This is a genomic window from Brevibacillus agri, assembly GCF_004117055.1.
In the GTDB taxonomy this organism is placed as follows: domain Bacteria; phylum Bacillota; class Bacilli; order Brevibacillales; family Brevibacillaceae; genus Brevibacillus; species Brevibacillus agri.
This window is the reverse complement of sequence record NZ_CP026363.1, coordinates 2,251,564-2,267,010: the sequence shown is the minus strand read 5'-3', so window position 1 is coordinate 2,267,010 and position 15,447 is coordinate 2,251,564. Positions and strand designations below refer to the sequence as shown.

Genomic DNA, 15,447 nt, shown 5'->3' with positions numbered 1-15,447 from the left:
CAAGCTGCTGTAAGGCATATCGATTAATTTTTTGCATAAGCGCATTCCATTTAGAGCATACAGGAAAGCGTTGGAATCCAGACAAATGCTACTTTTCTACCCCTACATTGGACCTGATTTCAAATTTCTACAAAAGACCAACCATCTTGCTACAAAAAACCGTTACAATAGGGCTTGCTGAACGGGTCGCAATTTACGGCATCACGGGTAAGCGGAATGAGAGGGTCGACCAGAGCCATTGCAAAAAAGGCAAAAAGAGAACCCGGAGTCTCTTTTCGAGGTTCATGACTAGCAGTTGCAGCCCGATCACGGTCTCGCTCGTCGTCTGAAGACGCGCTCGAATACGGCCAAGCCCGTAGCTACGCTTGCCTTCACCGAACTTGCCTTCCACCGCGTTGCGCGCGGCTGCATCCGCCTTGGCGAGTCTCTTCTGCTCCTGCTGATCGGCGGACGGACGCCCCAGTAGCGGGCCGCTCAGCCGGATTCCCTTCTCCTTGCAGAAGCGAAGGTTCTCGCGCGTGCGGTAAATCTGGTCGGCCAGCACCGCTTTCGGATAATAGCCGAACCTGGCGCGGTAGCGTTCCACTGCGGCCTGCAGCGTCTGGCCTTCGTTGTAGCTGTCCCAGGACAGATGCTCTCGGAATGCGTAGCCGTTCACCAAACTGATCGCCAGCTTCGCACCGAACTCGACGTTCGCGCGGGCTTTGCCGCGCACGATCGGCCTTACGTGCGGCTGCGCGATACTGACGATCCGATCGGGTACGCTATGCGTTCGCTTTTCGTACATCGCTTGTTGCTGGCGATAGAGCTCCTGAATGACCAGCAGTTCCTTGTACATGCGGCCAGGCAGCCGCGTCAGGTTGCTCGTCGTCTCAGCAAGTTCGGCGATGATACGCAGATCGCGGGAGACGAACCGCAACTGTTTGCCGATGGCCTTGCGCATGGTGCGCGGCTTCACGCGCCGCTGCTTGGCTACCGCCAGATAGGCTTTGCGGGCACGCTCCCGGTAGGTTCTTGGCTTGCGAGTCTTTCCGCGCTGCGGCTCATGCAGGACGTCGATGATCTTCTCCAGCTTTTCTCTGGCCTGATTCAGCAGCGACAGATCCGTCGGGTAGGCGATATCCGCCGGTGCGCAGGTGGCGTCCAGCAGCAGTTCGCCCTCGTTCGTCAGTTCCATCTGCCGAAGCTGGGGTTCTGTCGACTCGTCGGATACTGCGGCAGCTCCGCTGCCGGGTTCATCATCGTCGTGGTCCGAGGCGTCCAATTCGTTTGCCTTGCGTGCTTCTTCCAGCGCGATCCATTCATTCACTTCCTCCAGAATCTCGCCGCCCAGCCGCTTGCGAAAGTGGGTCATGAGCGAATGATGAAACGGACGGCGGTACTGGTATTCCGGCAAGCCGAGGAAGTACTGCAGATACGGGTTCTCCAGAATCTGCCGAAGCGTCTCGCGGTCGTCGGTGCCCAGCCGTTCCTGGATAATGAGAGCGCCAAGTGCGACGCGGATCGATACGGCCTTTTGACCCTTGAGGCTCTTCTTGAAGTTCTTGGCGTACTTCTCTTCGAGCTTCCACCACGGAATCATCTGGGCGAGTAGCACCCAACGGTTATCTTCGGCGAGTTTTCCGCCGAATGGCAGGAAGAAGTCGCCTGGCAGGATCATCTGGCTTTCGGTTCGCTGATACAATTCGGACGCCTCCAAGTGCAAGGTTTTTCACGGGTTAGCCTTCGTTTTCCTTGCACCTAAATTCGACAAAAGAGGCGCCAAACCCTTGTTACTGTTGAATTTTTGATTTGTTCAGCAAGCCCTACAATAGACATGCAACGACGATATTTTCACCCCCGAAAGAGGCCGAGAGACATGAAAAAATTGCTTCCTTTTTTTATCCTATCATTGATTCTAACGTTGTTTCCTCCAGGCGGGAGTTCCGCCAATACCTCTGCCATTCAATTGGGAAGTGATGTACTCTTCAATCAGTTCCATCAAGCAATAGAAGGCAAAAAAGTGGGACTCGTCACCAATCAGACAGGTGTAAACAGCAAGGGAATTAGTACGATTGATTTATTGAGACGCGACCACTCCTTAACCTTGTCAGCCTTATTCGCCCCCGAGTACGGTTTGGACGGAAAGGGCGAGTCAAAAGACCAAGTGAAAACTTACACGCATCCTGTCTATGGGATCCCGGTTTACAGTATTTCCGGGGTGAACCGGATGCCTACCAAGGAAATGCTCGCTACCATTGATGTAATTCTCGTCGATCTGCAGGATAACGGCTCCCGGACCTCCACTTACATATCCACCCTGCAGTATTGCCTCACAGCAGCAAAGCAGCAAGGCAAACCAGTAATCGTGCTTGATCGTCCTAATCCTGTCGGTGGCACGATCGTGGATGGACCCGTCTTGGAAAGCCCGTACCGTTCGATCATTGGGGTAGATACCCTACCGCTTGCACATGGCATGACGATTGGCGAGCTGGCGCTGTTTTTCAACCGGAACATCGGTGTGGACTTGACTATTGTTCCGATGCAAGGCTATACCCGCAGCATGGTTTTTCAGGAGACCGGACTTCGCTGGATTCAAAGCTCGCCACAGCTTCCCGATCTGGCTGCCGTGTTCGGCTACATGGCCACTGGTTTGGGAGAAGGTATCAACCTCAATCAGGCAGACGGCTTCACCTGGATTGGTGGAATTGGAATCCCTTCCGACCAGTACGCAGATTTGTTAAACGCAACTAAACTGCCTGGAGTGACCTTTTTGCCTGAAAGCAAAGAGACATCAGGTGGAGTCAGACTGCATATCACCGACCCACGCCGATTTAATCCGGCAAAAACCGGGATCTATGCATTGGCCTATGCCAGACAACTTATCCACTTCCCAGTGCCGAAAAGCGACAGAACCGTAGAATTGTTCGATCAGGTGATGGGCACGAACAAGATCGGCCAATATCTGGAGCAAGGAAAGAGTCCACAAGAAATAGAGGCTATATATAAACAAGCGCTAGCCCAATTCCGCGAGCTTCGCAAGGCATATCTGATTTATGGCGAGCAGCCATTTCAACCAACTCAGCTGATCCATAGTAAGCAGACTCTATCTGTGAAGCCTAATACTGCACCACCTGCTGCTTCACCGGCCAGGGCACAGCCAGGCACGAGTGTGACGAACTCTCAGCCGAAACCGCAGTATCAGTCCGTCCAACCGCGTCCTGCTACCAAGGCAATCACGCCGGGAACGAGCAAAGTCGCCTATCTGACCTTTGATGACGGGCCATCTCCAGTAACCCCACAGGTACTGGACACGCTAAAACGGTTCAAGGTGAAGGCTACCTTCTTTATCGTTGGCAGAAATGTTCCCGGCCATGAAGCAATTTTGAAGCGGATTGTTTCAGAAGGTCACGCAATTGGTGGCCATACGTACTCCCACGACTACCGCGTTATTTACAAAAGCGTCCAAGGTTTTTTCACGGATTTTGACAAAGGCAACCAGTTGATCGAAAAAGCAACAGGCATCAAGCTGACATTCTTCCGCTTTCCAGGGGGAATCACCAATACGGTCAGCCTGAAGTATCAAGATCCAACACTCTACACCAAAGAGAAACCGGTCATGCGCGCAATCAAAGAAGAAGCTGCAAGACGTGGTACCATCTTTATTGATTGGAATGTAACCAATGAGGATGCACGAAGCAACCACTATACAGCTGAGGAAGCACTCGCGAACGTGAAGAATCAAGTTAAAAAGTAAGCGTCAAATAGCCCACACCTTGTCGCCAAGATGTGGGCTGATCTATGCTGGAATCAGGATTGGAACACGCGGCAGGTCAGTGGTAGCGAAGGCGACCAAGGGAGTAAACTGTCCAACGCTTCTGGATTTTTCGGATCGGGAAGCTGCGGGAGTTGCTCGAACAAGAACATCAAGTACTTGAAGGGGTTCAACCCATTCTCTTTGGCCGTTTCAATCACACTATAGATGATCGCACTGGCCTTTGCACCGCGTGGCGTATTGGCGAACAGCCAGTTCTTTCTTCCGATTACAAAAGGCTTGATGGAGCGCTCACTGCGGTTGTTATCAATCTCCAGTCGCCCGTCGCTCAAGAACGCCGTCAGCTTGTCCCATTGATTCAAGCTGTAAGCAATCGCTTGTCCAAGCAGGCTTTTCGGCAAGGTACGGGATCGCTGCTGGCGCAGCCATGCCAAATAGGCATCCAGAACGGGGCGACTGCGCTCCATTCGGATGGCATAGCGTTCTTCCGGGGCGGCATCTTTGCATTCTCGCTCAATGGTAAAGAGCTGATTGCAGAACTGGAGTCCCTGCCAGGCAGCTGTTTCGGTTTTGTCTTGCGAAGCAGGCAGTGCCTTCAGCGCTTCATCAAACTTGCGGCGCGCATGTGCCCAGCATCCGATCAGTTTCACACCGGACACCTTGTGGTATCCAGGATACCCGTCCACGTGCAGGTAGCCGTTGAATCCCGCCAGAAACTTTCGGGGATGTTCACCGCCGCGCGTTGGCTGGTAATCGTACAGAACGATGGGCGGTCCCGTACGACCGGTTCGGTACAACCACAGATAGGACTGTGTCTGCGCTGTCTTGCCCGGCTCGCACAGCACCTGCAATGTCGTTTCGTCGGCATGCGCGATGTCTTGGTTCAGCAGATGCTCGTGCATACGGTTTGTCAGTAGCGAAAGCCACTGCTCTGCGCCGAAGATCATCCAGTTGGCAAGCGTCTGCCGCGAGAGGGTGAGACCTAGACGGGCAAACTGTTGCTCCTGTCGGTACAGCGGCTGGCTGTCCACATACTTCTGGCTCATCACATGCGCGAGGATCGAAGGGGAAGCCAAACTTCCCGGATAAACCGGCTTTGGCATGGGAGCCGTTACGATGGGCGTGTGTATCTCCTCACGTTCGCAACGACGGCACGCATACACCTGACGCACATGGCGCAGCACTTTCACTTCCGCCGGAATGACCGTGATTTCGTTTCGTGTCTCCGTGCTCATCGCATGGAGCGCACCACCGCAGCACGCGCAAACTTGTGCAGCCTCGGGCAACTCATACAGGATCGTTTCCACAGGAAACGAATCCAGCTTGGCCTCGCGGCTACCTGTAGCCTTCTTGCGGCTGTAAGTCACTGTCTCGATATCTGGTTCCTGTGAGACAGGGGTCGCCAACACTTCCGCTTCGTTAAACAGCTGTAGTTCCAGTTGATCCGGATGCGTCTTCTCGCTGGAAGCGCCGAAGCGCTTCTGCTGGGCAAGACGGAACTGTTCTTCGTACCACTTGAGTTTGGCAGTTAGCTCCGCATTTTGCTGCTGCAGTTTGGCAAGCTGTGCCTCATATTCTTCGGTTGTAAGGGCAGGGAAATCCACTCGATTTTTCATTCTTTTTCTTTTCGGCAAAGAGCTTCATATTCCCTGCCAAAAAGTGTGTCGAAACCACAAACAGTTGCGTTAGATGACCGTACAGGCAGTGACTGGTGGATGCGCTTGCCTCTGGCTCAGGGAAAGTCCATCCAGCAACCAGCGCAGCTCACGGCTGGAGACCGTTACCGGCTCTCCATTGCCGGTTGGCCACTGGAACGTCCCGCGTTCAAGACGGCGGTAGAAGAGCCAGAAGCCGTTATGCTCCCAGTACAGGATCTTGAGCTTGTTGCGGTCACGATTGCAGAACACGAACAGGCACGGGGAGAAGGGATCAAGCCTGAATCCTTCTTGCACGAGCGCCGCCAGACCGTCAATGGATTTTCGCAGATCGGTGAAGCCGCATGCCAGATAGACCCGATCAATCTGGATGGAGTTCAGCATAAGGCCTGGAGCGTCCGAACCACGTCGGACAGGAGTACGGGGTTGTAGCCGGGGCGGATTTCAATCACGGCCGCACCCACTTTGACCAGTAACAGAGATTCTGTGTTCTCCTGCGGTTGGTGCACGTTAACTGGGACCCACTGCGGGGGACGAACAGAGGATTCTTTTGAATCCCGAAATTTCCGCAGCCAATACCATAGCTGTCTGGTGGTAACTTCATTTTCAGCGCACCATTTCTCAGCGGTAAGGCCACTGGCGCGATAATCGTTGATTCGTGCCTCCCACTGTTCACGGAGATCCGTTTGCTTCATCTACATCCTCCCACTATAAAGTAATGTTTTCTCCTGTTTTCTCGCTCATTCTCTGTTTTTTAACTTTGACATCTTAAAGCTCTTGTCGGAAGATTGAAGGAGATACAAATATTTCTGTAAGGGCTGTGGCGGGAATAGAGCCTGCAATCACCAGTTTCCAGACTGTGGATAAAAAGGTATGATCGCACAGTGGATCTCCACATCCGCCCTCGGGGTTTACCCTCCCATGTCACGCTGGGTCTATGCCCTTACATTCCTTCGTTCTACCTCTCAAGGGGTGGAGGCCGATTCTAGCTCCTCGACTGGGTCGTTGCCCTTATGGATTATAATTCTTCGGCTTCTCCGGTGCTTCCGTTGTCATGGTTGTACACATGTGAATAAGCGAGATGACAGGTTTGTTGATAAGCTTTATGCAGCACTTTGTTGTAGCTGGGCTTGTCGAATCGGCCCCAATACTTCGTTTGCGTTATACTCTTTCTGCTTTGTCCCCAGTGCATAGAGGACGCGAACCAGTTTTCCACATAAGGCGATAATCGATTGCTTCTTCTTGAGCGGATTTTGACTACGCGTTGTATAATACTCGTGGAGCGCTTTAAACTCTTTGTTTTTGGCTACCATCGGCAGCATGCAGCGGAACAAGATGCCTCTTAGGCGAGAGCGCCCCCGCTTGCTGATTCCGGTCTTTCCCTTACGTTTTCCAGAGCTGTTCTCCGTCAGATTCAGCCCAGCCAGACGGATGATCTGCTGTCCATGGTCGTAGTTGTTCAGATCGCCAACCTCCGCCAAGAAGCCGGCGACGGTCAGAATGCCAATCCCTGGGATGCTCAGCATTTGCTTCGTTCCGGGGATCTTCTCCAGAATCTGCAGGACTTCCGTCATAATGCTTTCTTCTTGCTTGCAGTACAGATCGTACTGCTGCAGCAAGGCGGCAAGCTCGATTCGGGCAGCTGTCAGCCCCTCGGTAAGCCCGATAGAGACCGTAGCGGCAGCATAGAGCTGCTCCGCTCTCTTGATGCCCACCCCACGCTTGATTTCCGTCTTCCAATGTGTGAGAACGCCTCTGGCGCCTATCGAGACAATCTCCTCTGGAGTGGGAAACTGGCGCATGGTCATCAGTGATGCCTTGCCTTCCCAGTCCTTAAACACTTGTGGATACTCCGGAAAGTAGCGGTCAAACCAGTTTGTAATCCGAGCTTTCACTTGATTCAAGCTCACCATGACCTTCTCCCGAAAATTCATCAGAATGCGTAGCTCTGCATATTCCTTGGTCGGCAAATTGGGCTCTGAATATTTCCCGCTCCGAATCAGGTCGGCAATGACCTTCGCATCCTTGTAGTCGCTCTTGGTCTGCGAGTTGTCCTCAAGTTCTTTGCTCTTGTTCACATGGTGCGGATTCACGACGACGACCCTGATGTCTTGCTCCTTCAAAAATGCCGCTAACGGGAACCAGTAGTGTTCGGTAGGCTCGATGCCAAATACGATGTCGGTTTTCTCATGTATCCGGCCAAGCTCCTTCATCCACGCAGCCAGTTTCGTTAGCCCCTCCTGATCGTTGTGGAACACACATTCTTTCCCAAGCTCAATGCCTCGGAAATCCACGGCTCGAGCTACATGAATCTTTTTGGCGATGTCCGCGCCAACAACCAGTGTTTTTTCGGTAATTCGTGTAATCCGTTGATTCTGTTTCTGTTTCAGCTTATACTTCATGTAGAGCGTCCTCCTTTTCATTAGGGCAGTGTGAATGTGACCATTCCAAGACCCAGCATACAGGAGGCGCTTTTTTCTTTCAAAGCTCAAATTTCTTCATTACAGGAATGGCTCCTCGTTGTTTTAGGAATATTTCCACTTTATCATCTATTCTACAACGAGGCGATAGACCCCTTTGCCGCTAGCGGCACGAAGCGATACAGGCGACCTGTCCGTTCGTCATTTGCACCAGTTGCTCGGGAGTCAGTCGAAACACCGCTTTCGGATGCCCTGCCGCCGCCCAAATGACTTCATAGCGGCTGTTCGCCGTCATTGCTGTACGCGTGGGGGACGTTGCCCGTGAAGCGAATCGCGTCCCCTTCGCCGAGGCGAAACGTCTCTTCCTTGATTTTCAAGGCAAACCGTCCGGCGCTGACGCTTATATACTCGTAAACACCGTCATTGTGCGGCATGGAGAGATAGCTCGCGCCCGGGTCCAGCTCGAACAGATTATATAACGCAACAAACAGAAAAGAAAAGCGGTTGGGCGGCTCCCTGCTGCTCGCCCGCTGTCTGTTCACGGTAACACGCGTTCAGCGCGAAATAACTCGACCTCGATGGACGGATGGCTCACTCCCTTGGGCCAAAAGTTTTCATCAGCGAAAAAATTCCGGTTCCAGCCAAGGGGCGTGAGCCAGGCCAGCTTGGGCATGAAACAGGCATGAAAAAACACCGCCCCAATCGGATCGAAGCTTTCCGATCTGATTCAGGGCGGTGCGCGGTTTGTTTTTCTCGACGCTATCGGCTGTCTACGCTTGCGTATAAATCACGACCGCATCGCGGAGAAACGCCGCCAGTCCCGGCTGGGTTTTATCGTAGTAGGCGGTGAAGCGCGGGTCGTCCACATACATTTGCGCCACCCCGGCGTGCGCTTCCTTGCTGTAACTGTCCCAGTAAAACGTCAGCCACTGGCGATGCAGGTCGGCCGCTTTCTGCGCAAGCTCACTGCCCGGATCTCCCGTGGCAAACGCCTCTTCCAGCGTCTTGTGCAACTCTGCGTTCAACTGCTCAAGCCGGTTGTACTCTTCCTCGGTCATTTCCTTGAATTTCCGGTTGGAACGGTCCACCTGCTCGTCGCCGTATTTGGCGCGAATTTCTTGCCCGTACTGCTTCTCGTTGTCATCAATCAGTTGCTGCTTGAAGCCTTCGAATTTTTGTTTGTCCGTCATCGTTTTCGTCCCCTCTCTTTGCGCTAAGGTTAGATCGACATTGGCGATCAGCCGATCGAGCTGAGCCCGTTTGTCCAGCAGCTTCGCGCGGTGCTCCCGCAGTGCCTGGACGGCGTCGAAGGTCGGCGAGCTGACAATTTCCTTGATCTCCTCCAAGCTCACACCCAACTCGCGGTAGAACAAGATTTGCTGCAAGCGATCCACTTCTGCCTGCCCGTAAATACGATACCCGGATGAATTGATTCTCGCCGGCTTGAGAAGGCCAATCTCATCGTAGTATCGGAGCGTCCGGGTACTGACGCCCGCCAGGAGACCCAGCTTTTGCACCGTATATTCCATCTTCCATCCCTCCTGACAAATTCATCGTACACATTTACGCACCGTCAAAGTCAACCGTAGTTCTGTCAGGAAAAATATGTTAACCTATTGGTAAGCCACTGGAAAAAGGGGGACTTTCGAATGCTCTATACCCTCGTTGTTATTTTGGCTGTTCTCGGCGCCGCCTACTTTTTGACAGGCTCGATCAGCCTGCGGGCAAGAGACAAACACGCAATCCGGCATTACGACGATGACGCCTATGCGCAGCAGACGATGAACCATCTGAGTCATCACAACCACAATCCGTTTTGAGCGCCATGAGAAAACCAAAGGCTGTGCCGATGACTTGGCGCAGCCTTGGTTGCCCTTATCCTGGATGAGAATCTGATCCGTTTTTATTTGATAGGAAAAAAGGCTGCCCACATTTCGCGGGCAGCCTTTGTGTTTTTTGGTATTTCGGTAGCGTATTTTTAGAGAGCCTGGAATGTATCTGTCAATACAGGCACGATCTGCTTCTTGCGGGAAACGACTCCTTTGAGAACGGCTTTGTTGTCAACCAGCGTGACGTTGTACGCCTTTTCTACCGCTTGTGTAGCCGTACCGAGCGCCAGCGCCACAGAGTCGTTGTTCAGGATGTCGGTTACGACGAACACGAACAGGTCCAGACCTTTGTCCGCGATGATGGCGGAAATAGCCGCTTCCAGTTCGCCTTGGCGAGCCAGCACGTCATTGACGTCTACTGCGTTGACTTGGGCGATTTCCACTTTCGCGTTGCCCATTTGAAATTCTTTGGCATCGAGGGAGAGCAGTTGGGCGATGGTTTTGTCGCTCAAATCTGCGCCTGCCTTGAGCATTTCCAGTCCGTACGCTTGCAGGTCCACACCTGCGATTTCCGCCAGTTCATGGGCAGCGGCTACGTCTTGCTCTGTGCAGGTCGGGGATTTCAGCAGCAGCGTGTCGGAAATGATCGCGGACAGCATCAGACCCGCGATGTCTTTTGGAATCTCCACGCCGTTTTCTTTGTACATTTTTTTCAAGATGGTCGTGGTGCAGCCGACAGGCTCCGCGCGGAAGTACAGCGGATTGCTTGTCTCGAAGTTCGCGATGCGATGATGGTCAATTACCTCGACTACTTGCACCTGCTCGATGTCGTTTGCGCTCTGTTGACGCTCGTTGTGGTCCACGAGGATTACTTCGTTGACTTCGTTCGCCACGGTTTCCACGAGGCGAGGCTCTTTTACCTGGAAGTAGTTCAGGACGAACGCCGTCTCGCTGCTGATGACACCGAGGCGAACCGGCTCTACGTTTGCGCCGAGCTTCGTTTTCAGATCAGCGTAGACGAGCGCCGAGCAAATGGAATCCGTATCTGGATTTTTATGACCGAAGATTAGCTTTTTTTCCATCATCCATACTCCTTAGTCGTATATTGGCGTCAAAATTATACCACAATCTAGCGGGTAATCCCAAGTAACATTATAGGTTCTACGCTGATGAATGGGAATACGGAATTGCCAGAAAATGAAAAAACCGGCCTTATCGTCTGGACAAAGGCCGGTTTGCGGTTTGCTGCGGACTGTGCTCGCGCGTTACAACTTAGTCGTCCCACTCCATGCTCAAAATCTCGCCAGTCGTAGCCGATATGTCCATCTCGGCTTCCTGTCTGTTGCCTGTGCGGACCTCTACCTCGTAGATGTAGTAGCCGTCGTCTTCGTCCAGCTTGATTTTTTTGATGCTTCCGTTTACTTTGGACAACGCGATTTTTTTCGCTTCCTCCACAGTGATCTTCACCGTTTTCTGCTTGCGCACCGGATCGTTCTCGCGCCAAACCTCGCCCGTTACCGCGTCGACGTAGACGTCGATCTCACGGTAGTTGTGGAAAATCTCCGCCTTGTACACAAGCGTTTTTCCCGCGCGGTCCAGCTTCCATTCCTTGATGACGCCAGGCTGGACGCCCAGGGCCAGTTTTTGCGCCTGCTCAGACGTGATGCGGATTTGCTTTTCCCAACCGAACGGAACGTCGTCATCCACGTGCAAATAGTTGAAGCTGGTCGGCTGCTGGTTCGGCTGAGGATTGTGCTGGTATGTCTTCGCCATGGCTGACGCGCCAAGGCTCCCCACGACGATTGCACCTGCTGCTATCATAATGACGTTTCTCTTCATGTTTCTCTCTCCTTTTTTTCTACTGACCTCATCGTACAAGAGGCAGATGAGCAGAAAGCGAGAGAAAGATTAAAATTTGATGAGAAAGCCTTTAGTCCTCCCACATGATCGACAGCACTTGTCCGGTGAGCGGGTCGACGGCGACCTTCACTTCCCGGTTTTCGGCGGTGACGACCTCTACCTCGTAGACGGCCATCCCATCCTTCTGCTCCACCTCGATGCCGTCAAACGTCCCGGCTACTTGTTGCAAAGCGATTTCTCGCGCCCGGTCGAGGGAAATGCCGCTTTTGGCAATCTCGCTAGTTGGCGCTGGCGAAGCCGGGCGGCTGCCGCCTTCCTCCGCTGTCTGCGGCGCTGTTTCTGCGGAAGCAGGCTGCGGCCTGGGCTTTGCCGACAGCAGCGTAATGTGGGTGACTTGTCCGGTGAGCGCATCCGCTTGCACGCGATACGTTCCGGTTTGATTTTCCACTGTCCCCGCGTAGACCTCCCTGCCGTCCTCTGTCGTCAGCTCAAAAGCTGTCTTCGCCTTGCCGTATCTGGCTTCCAGCGACTTCGTGATTTCTTCGCTCGTGCGTTTCTTGTCCTGCTCGCCTGCCGCAAGCTGCGACACGCCGAACACGGCTCCCGCCACCAGCGCCAGTCCGATCATCCCGATCGCATGGTTTCGCTTCATTCGCTCTCCCCCGCTTTCTTTTGGGTCGCACTCGGCAATGTCACGGTAAACGCGCTGCCTACCCCGACCTCACTGCGCACATCCAGCCTGCCGCCGTGCACGTCGACAATCCGCTTGGCGATCGACAGGCCGAGCCCTGTGCCGCCTGTATCGCGTGCGCGCGCTTTGTCCACCCGGTAAAAACGGTCGAAAATGTGGGCAAGGTCTTCCGGCGGGATGCCCACCCCTTGATCGATCACAGACAGCGTCACCGTGTCCGCCTGCTCGGCAATCTCTACCCGGATCGCCTCCGTGCTGTAGGTCAGCGCATTGTCGAGCAAAATGACCAGCAACTGCTTGAGCCGCTGCTCGTCGGCGAGCACGTGAATCCCCGGCGTTTGCGCCTCGACGCGAATCTCCTGCTCGTAGGTGCGCCGCATCCATTTGCTCGTCTCCTCGCACAGCTTTTCCACATCTACCGCCTGCACGTCCAGATTCGACTCCTCGTCCGGGTTCGCCAGCATCAGCATTTGCCGGGTCAGCTTTTTCATCCGCACAGCTTCCGAGTAGATAGCCTCGACGGATTCTTCCAACAGCTCCGGCTTGTTCATGCCCCATCTTTTCAGCATCGTCGCATAGCCTTCGATCACGGTGAGCGGCGTCTTCAACTCGTGGGACGCGTCCAGCACAAATTGCTGCTGCTTGACAAAATGTTGCTGCAAAATATCCATCATTTTGTTGAACGTGTTTCCCATCTGGTACAGCTCGTCGTTTGATCTGGCCGGCAGCTCCAGCTTTTTGAACTGGCCTTTGCGCTGGATTTCTTCCATCGTGCGAATGAGCGAGTTGATCGGTCCGACGATGAGGTTGCCGAGCATTTTGCCCGCCCAAAACGAAGGCAAGAGCACGACAAGTGAAGCGATCAAGAGCACGACGAGCAGCACCTGCATCGTCTCCTGCACCTGCGGCAAGGCCGTCGTCACCTCCATCGACATGACGCTGCCGTCTCCCGCGATCAGCGGCATCTGCCCGATGGCGTAGAGCACGCCGTCTTTTTCCTCGATCCGGTACGTTTCTTGCGGGCTGAACGCAGGCGGCCACTTGCCGTAGGCCAGCTCCTTCGTCGCCGTCACCACTGCGCGGGACTCGGCGTTTACGATGCGGATCATGTCGATCGGGGACAAATACGCCTGCAACAGCTCGGCCGGCTCGGCCTGACTGCCCGCTTCATGCAGCCGCTGTGCGATGTTTTCGGTCTGGAGTTGCAGTCTTTCCAATTCCAGGTCGGTCGTTTGTTTGTAAAACAGCCAGTAAATCGACGTGTTGATGAGACATAAAGTCAGCACGAGCCACACCGTCGAGAACAGATGGATTTTGCTGCGAATCGTCATCGTTTTTTACTCCTTCAGCGCGTAGCCGATTCCGCGCACCGTCTGGATCAGCGGCGGATGGGCAGGATCGTCCAGCTTTTTGCGCAAATACCGGATGTACACGTCGACGACGTTGGTGTCGCCGTAGTAGTCATAGCCCCATACCTCCGTCAAAATTTGCTCCCTGTCCAGCACCTGATTGACGTGCCTGGCCAGGTAGACGAGCAGGTCGAACTCCCGCGGCGTCAGCTCCACCACCGTTTCCCCGCGCATGACGATCCGCTTTTTTTCATCGATAAAAAGATCGCCGACCTTGAGCGGCGCCTCTTCTTCTTCCTTTTTCCTGACGCCCGCCGCCACACGCAGGCAGGCGCGGATTCTCGCCAACAACTCCTCGATGGCAAACGGCTTCGTAATGTAGTCGTTGGCTCCCAAGTCGAGGCCGCTCACTTTGTCGGGAAGCGAATCCCGGGCGGTGACCAGAATCACCGGAGTGACGCTGTCCGATGCGCGAATGCGCCTGAGCACCTCCATCCCGCTGAGCTGCGGAATCATCACGTCCAGCAAGACCAAATCCCACGGCTCGCTTTTGAACCACTCCAGTCCGGTTGCCCCGTCCTCGGCCGTCTTCACTTCATAGCCTTCGTACTCCAGCTCCAGCTTCAGGAGACGGGCGATTTTTTTCTCGTCTTCGATCAGTAATATTTTGGCCTGGTTCATGTTGACGCCTTCCTCTCTGCCGATACCCAATGACACATCGCGCAAAATGTGGTCTGATACCGTAGATTAAACCATAAAAGTTTGCTCGGGTGCGCATTTTTTTCCAGCGGTCCGGGCGCTTTTTACGAAAAGGCGCGCTGCTTGAACCCCGATGCGGCCGCCTCTTCGTTTCCCCGATTCGGTCCGTTGAAACAGGCGGGCAACGGGTGAAGTTTTCTTTTTGACTGACTACCATTTAATTACGGTGACAGGTTTGACTGATAACTTGTCGGATGCTTTAATGAACAGGAGGTGATATGACCGATGCCAAGAATTTCGAAAGATCCTCTCGTCCGCCGCAATGAAATTCTCGACACTGCCGAAGCCTTGTTCAACCGGGTTGGCTATGAAAAAACATCCACGATCGACATTGCCAAAACGATGCAGGTCGCGCAGGGGACGCTGTACTATTACTTTGAATCCAAGGACGCTCTCGCCAGCGCCCTGATCGCGCGGCAACTGGAGCAAATCCGGGAGCACTATGCGCGGATTGCCCGCGCCCCACACCTTACCGCCTACGAAAAAATCGCCTGGGTGTTCGTCTACGAGCTGGACGCTCCGACCGGGCATGTGGAAAACTTCAAATATTTGCAGCATGACAACAACGCCGTACTCCGGCAAAAACTGTACATCCAAACCATTTGCAAGTTCACGCCGATCTTGACGGAAATCATCGTCCAGGGCAACCGTGAACAGCGGTTTCGCGTCGCCAATCCGGCGCTTGCTGCCGAGTTTTTTCTCAGCACCTTGCACCATTGGGCGGACTCGGCCCTGTTCAAATGGACGCCCGAAGAACGCCGCCTGCGTCTGCAGGCGATCCAGCCGATTTTTGAAAACTTGTTTGGGGTCGCGCCAGGCTCGTTTGCGCTGGAAGCACTTCGCGCCGCCGCGCGCGGCATTGCGCTGGACAACTGACAATCACGCGCGCGATTGCCGCCGAGCGCTGGCTACGTACGCGATGAGCGAGCGACCTGCTCAGGTAAAACGGCCCCAGCCTGCCCGAAAACCGTCCAAAATGCCGAAATGGCAGCTTTGCATCCCGGCCCAGGCAAGCCTTACAATATAACCAGAGCAGCGATCATTTGCCACGATCGCCAAGATCAGGAAAGAGAGTGTGAAACACGTGTAACCGTATCGTTTCTGCCATTTTTCTGTTGGAAAACACCGTG

General features: G+C 53.9%; 16 protein-coding genes. 3 read left to right on the top strand and 13 right to left on the bottom strand.

Going from position 1 to position 15,447, the window contains the following annotated elements; translation table 11 throughout:
- Window positions 1–193 precede the first annotated feature (193 nt).
- Window positions 194–1,684, bottom strand: coding sequence for an IS5 family transposase (locus tag BA6348_RS11345; protein WP_122953404.1), 1,491 nt, complete (start codon window positions 1,682–1,684; stop codon window positions 194–196).
- Between the two features lie 174 nt (window positions 1,685–1,858).
- On the opposite strand from BA6348_RS11345, the gene BA6348_RS11340 reads away from it, so the two are divergent.
- On the top strand, window positions 1,859–3,736 hold the full coding sequence (locus BA6348_RS11340; RefSeq protein WP_122953462.1) for an exo-beta-N-acetylmuramidase NamZ domain-containing protein: 1,878 nt from the start codon (window positions 1,859–1,861) through the stop codon (window positions 3,734–3,736).
- A gap of 53 nt (window positions 3,737–3,789) precedes the next feature.
- Here BA6348_RS11340 and tnpC read toward each other — a convergent pair whose 3' ends face one another.
- The 7 genes from tnpC to BA6348_RS11300 form a co-directional block, all read right to left on the bottom strand.
- Complete coding sequence (tnpC, locus tag BA6348_RS11335) at window positions 3,790–5,370, bottom strand: IS66 family transposase (protein ID WP_007781077.1); 1,581 nt, start codon at window positions 5,368–5,370, stop codon at window positions 3,790–3,792.
- 69 nt (window positions 5,371–5,439) lie between these two features.
- Window positions 5,440–5,793 (bottom strand): IS66 family insertion sequence element accessory protein TnpB, encoded by a 354-nt coding sequence (gene tnpB, locus BA6348_RS11330; protein ID WP_025848874.1) that lies wholly within the window; start codon window positions 5,791–5,793, stop codon window positions 5,440–5,442.
- A complete protein-coding gene (gene tnpA / locus BA6348_RS11325) occupies window positions 5,787–6,104 on the bottom strand; it encodes an IS66 family insertion sequence element accessory protein TnpA (protein WP_007781084.1) in 318 nt (105 codons plus the stop codon). Before tnpA ends, tnpB begins: the two co-directional genes overlap by 7 nt.
- Window positions 6,105–6,512: 408 nt before the next feature.
- Window positions 6,513–7,799: an IS110 family RNA-guided transposase gene (locus tag BA6348_RS11315; protein ID WP_207212838.1), complete on the bottom strand. Its 1,287-nt coding sequence runs from the start codon at window positions 7,797–7,799 to the stop codon at window positions 6,513–6,515.
- A 193-nt stretch (window positions 7,800–7,992) separates the two neighbouring features.
- Complete coding sequence (locus BA6348_RS27685) at window positions 7,993–8,124, bottom strand: YbaK/EbsC family protein (RefSeq protein WP_005829104.1); 132 nt, start codon at window positions 8,122–8,124, stop codon at window positions 7,993–7,995.
- Window positions 8,102–8,371, bottom strand: a complete 270-nt coding sequence (locus BA6348_RS11305) for a cupin domain-containing protein (RefSeq protein ID WP_007784689.1) — start codon at window positions 8,369–8,371, stop codon at window positions 8,102–8,104. Before BA6348_RS11305 ends, BA6348_RS27685 begins: the two co-directional genes overlap by 23 nt.
- A gap of 228 nt (window positions 8,372–8,599) precedes the next feature.
- On the bottom strand, window positions 8,600–9,358 hold the full coding sequence (locus BA6348_RS11300) for a MerR family transcriptional regulator (RefSeq protein ID WP_122953226.1): 759 nt from the start codon (window positions 9,356–9,358) through the stop codon (window positions 8,600–8,602).
- Window positions 9,359–9,478: 120 nt separating this feature from the next.
- Between BA6348_RS11300 and BA6348_RS26670 the strand changes: the two genes are divergently transcribed.
- On the top strand, window positions 9,479–9,649 hold the full coding sequence (locus BA6348_RS26670; protein WP_005829110.1) for a hypothetical protein: 171 nt from the start codon (window positions 9,479–9,481) through the stop codon (window positions 9,647–9,649).
- A gap of 158 nt (window positions 9,650–9,807) precedes the next feature.
- Here the strand turns inward: BA6348_RS26670 and BA6348_RS11295 are convergent, their stop codons facing one another.
- The 5 genes from BA6348_RS11295 to BA6348_RS11275 all read right to left on the bottom strand — a co-directional run bounded on the left by BA6348_RS11295 (window position 9,808) and on the right by BA6348_RS11275 (window position 14,239).
- Entirely contained in the window at window positions 9,808–10,740 is a 933-nt protein-coding gene (locus tag BA6348_RS11295; protein ID WP_005829112.1) for a manganese-dependent inorganic pyrophosphatase, read from the bottom strand.
- 190 nt (window positions 10,741–10,930) lie between these two features.
- A complete protein-coding gene (locus tag BA6348_RS11290; RefSeq protein WP_005829114.1) occupies window positions 10,931–11,497 on the bottom strand; it encodes a PepSY domain-containing protein in 567 nt (188 codons plus the stop codon).
- Between the two features lie 91 nt (window positions 11,498–11,588).
- Window positions 11,589–12,170, bottom strand: a complete 582-nt coding sequence (locus BA6348_RS11285) for a PepSY domain-containing protein (protein ID WP_005829116.1) — start codon at window positions 12,168–12,170, stop codon at window positions 11,589–11,591.
- Complete coding sequence (locus BA6348_RS11280) at window positions 12,167–13,540, bottom strand: sensor histidine kinase (protein ID WP_005829117.1); 1,374 nt, start codon at window positions 13,538–13,540, stop codon at window positions 12,167–12,169. Before BA6348_RS11280 ends, BA6348_RS11285 begins: the two co-directional genes overlap by 4 nt.
- 6 nt (window positions 13,541–13,546) lie before the next feature.
- On the bottom strand, window positions 13,547–14,239 hold the full coding sequence (locus BA6348_RS11275) for a response regulator transcription factor (RefSeq protein WP_005829119.1): 693 nt from the start codon (window positions 14,237–14,239) through the stop codon (window positions 13,547–13,549).
- 303 nt (window positions 14,240–14,542) lie between these two features.
- On the opposite strand from BA6348_RS11275, the gene BA6348_RS11270 reads away from it, so the two are divergent.
- On the top strand, window positions 14,543–15,193 hold the full coding sequence (locus BA6348_RS11270; RefSeq protein WP_005829121.1) for a TetR/AcrR family transcriptional regulator: 651 nt from the start codon (window positions 14,543–14,545) through the stop codon (window positions 15,191–15,193).
- The last annotated feature ends 254 nt before the right edge of the window (window positions 15,194–15,447 follow it).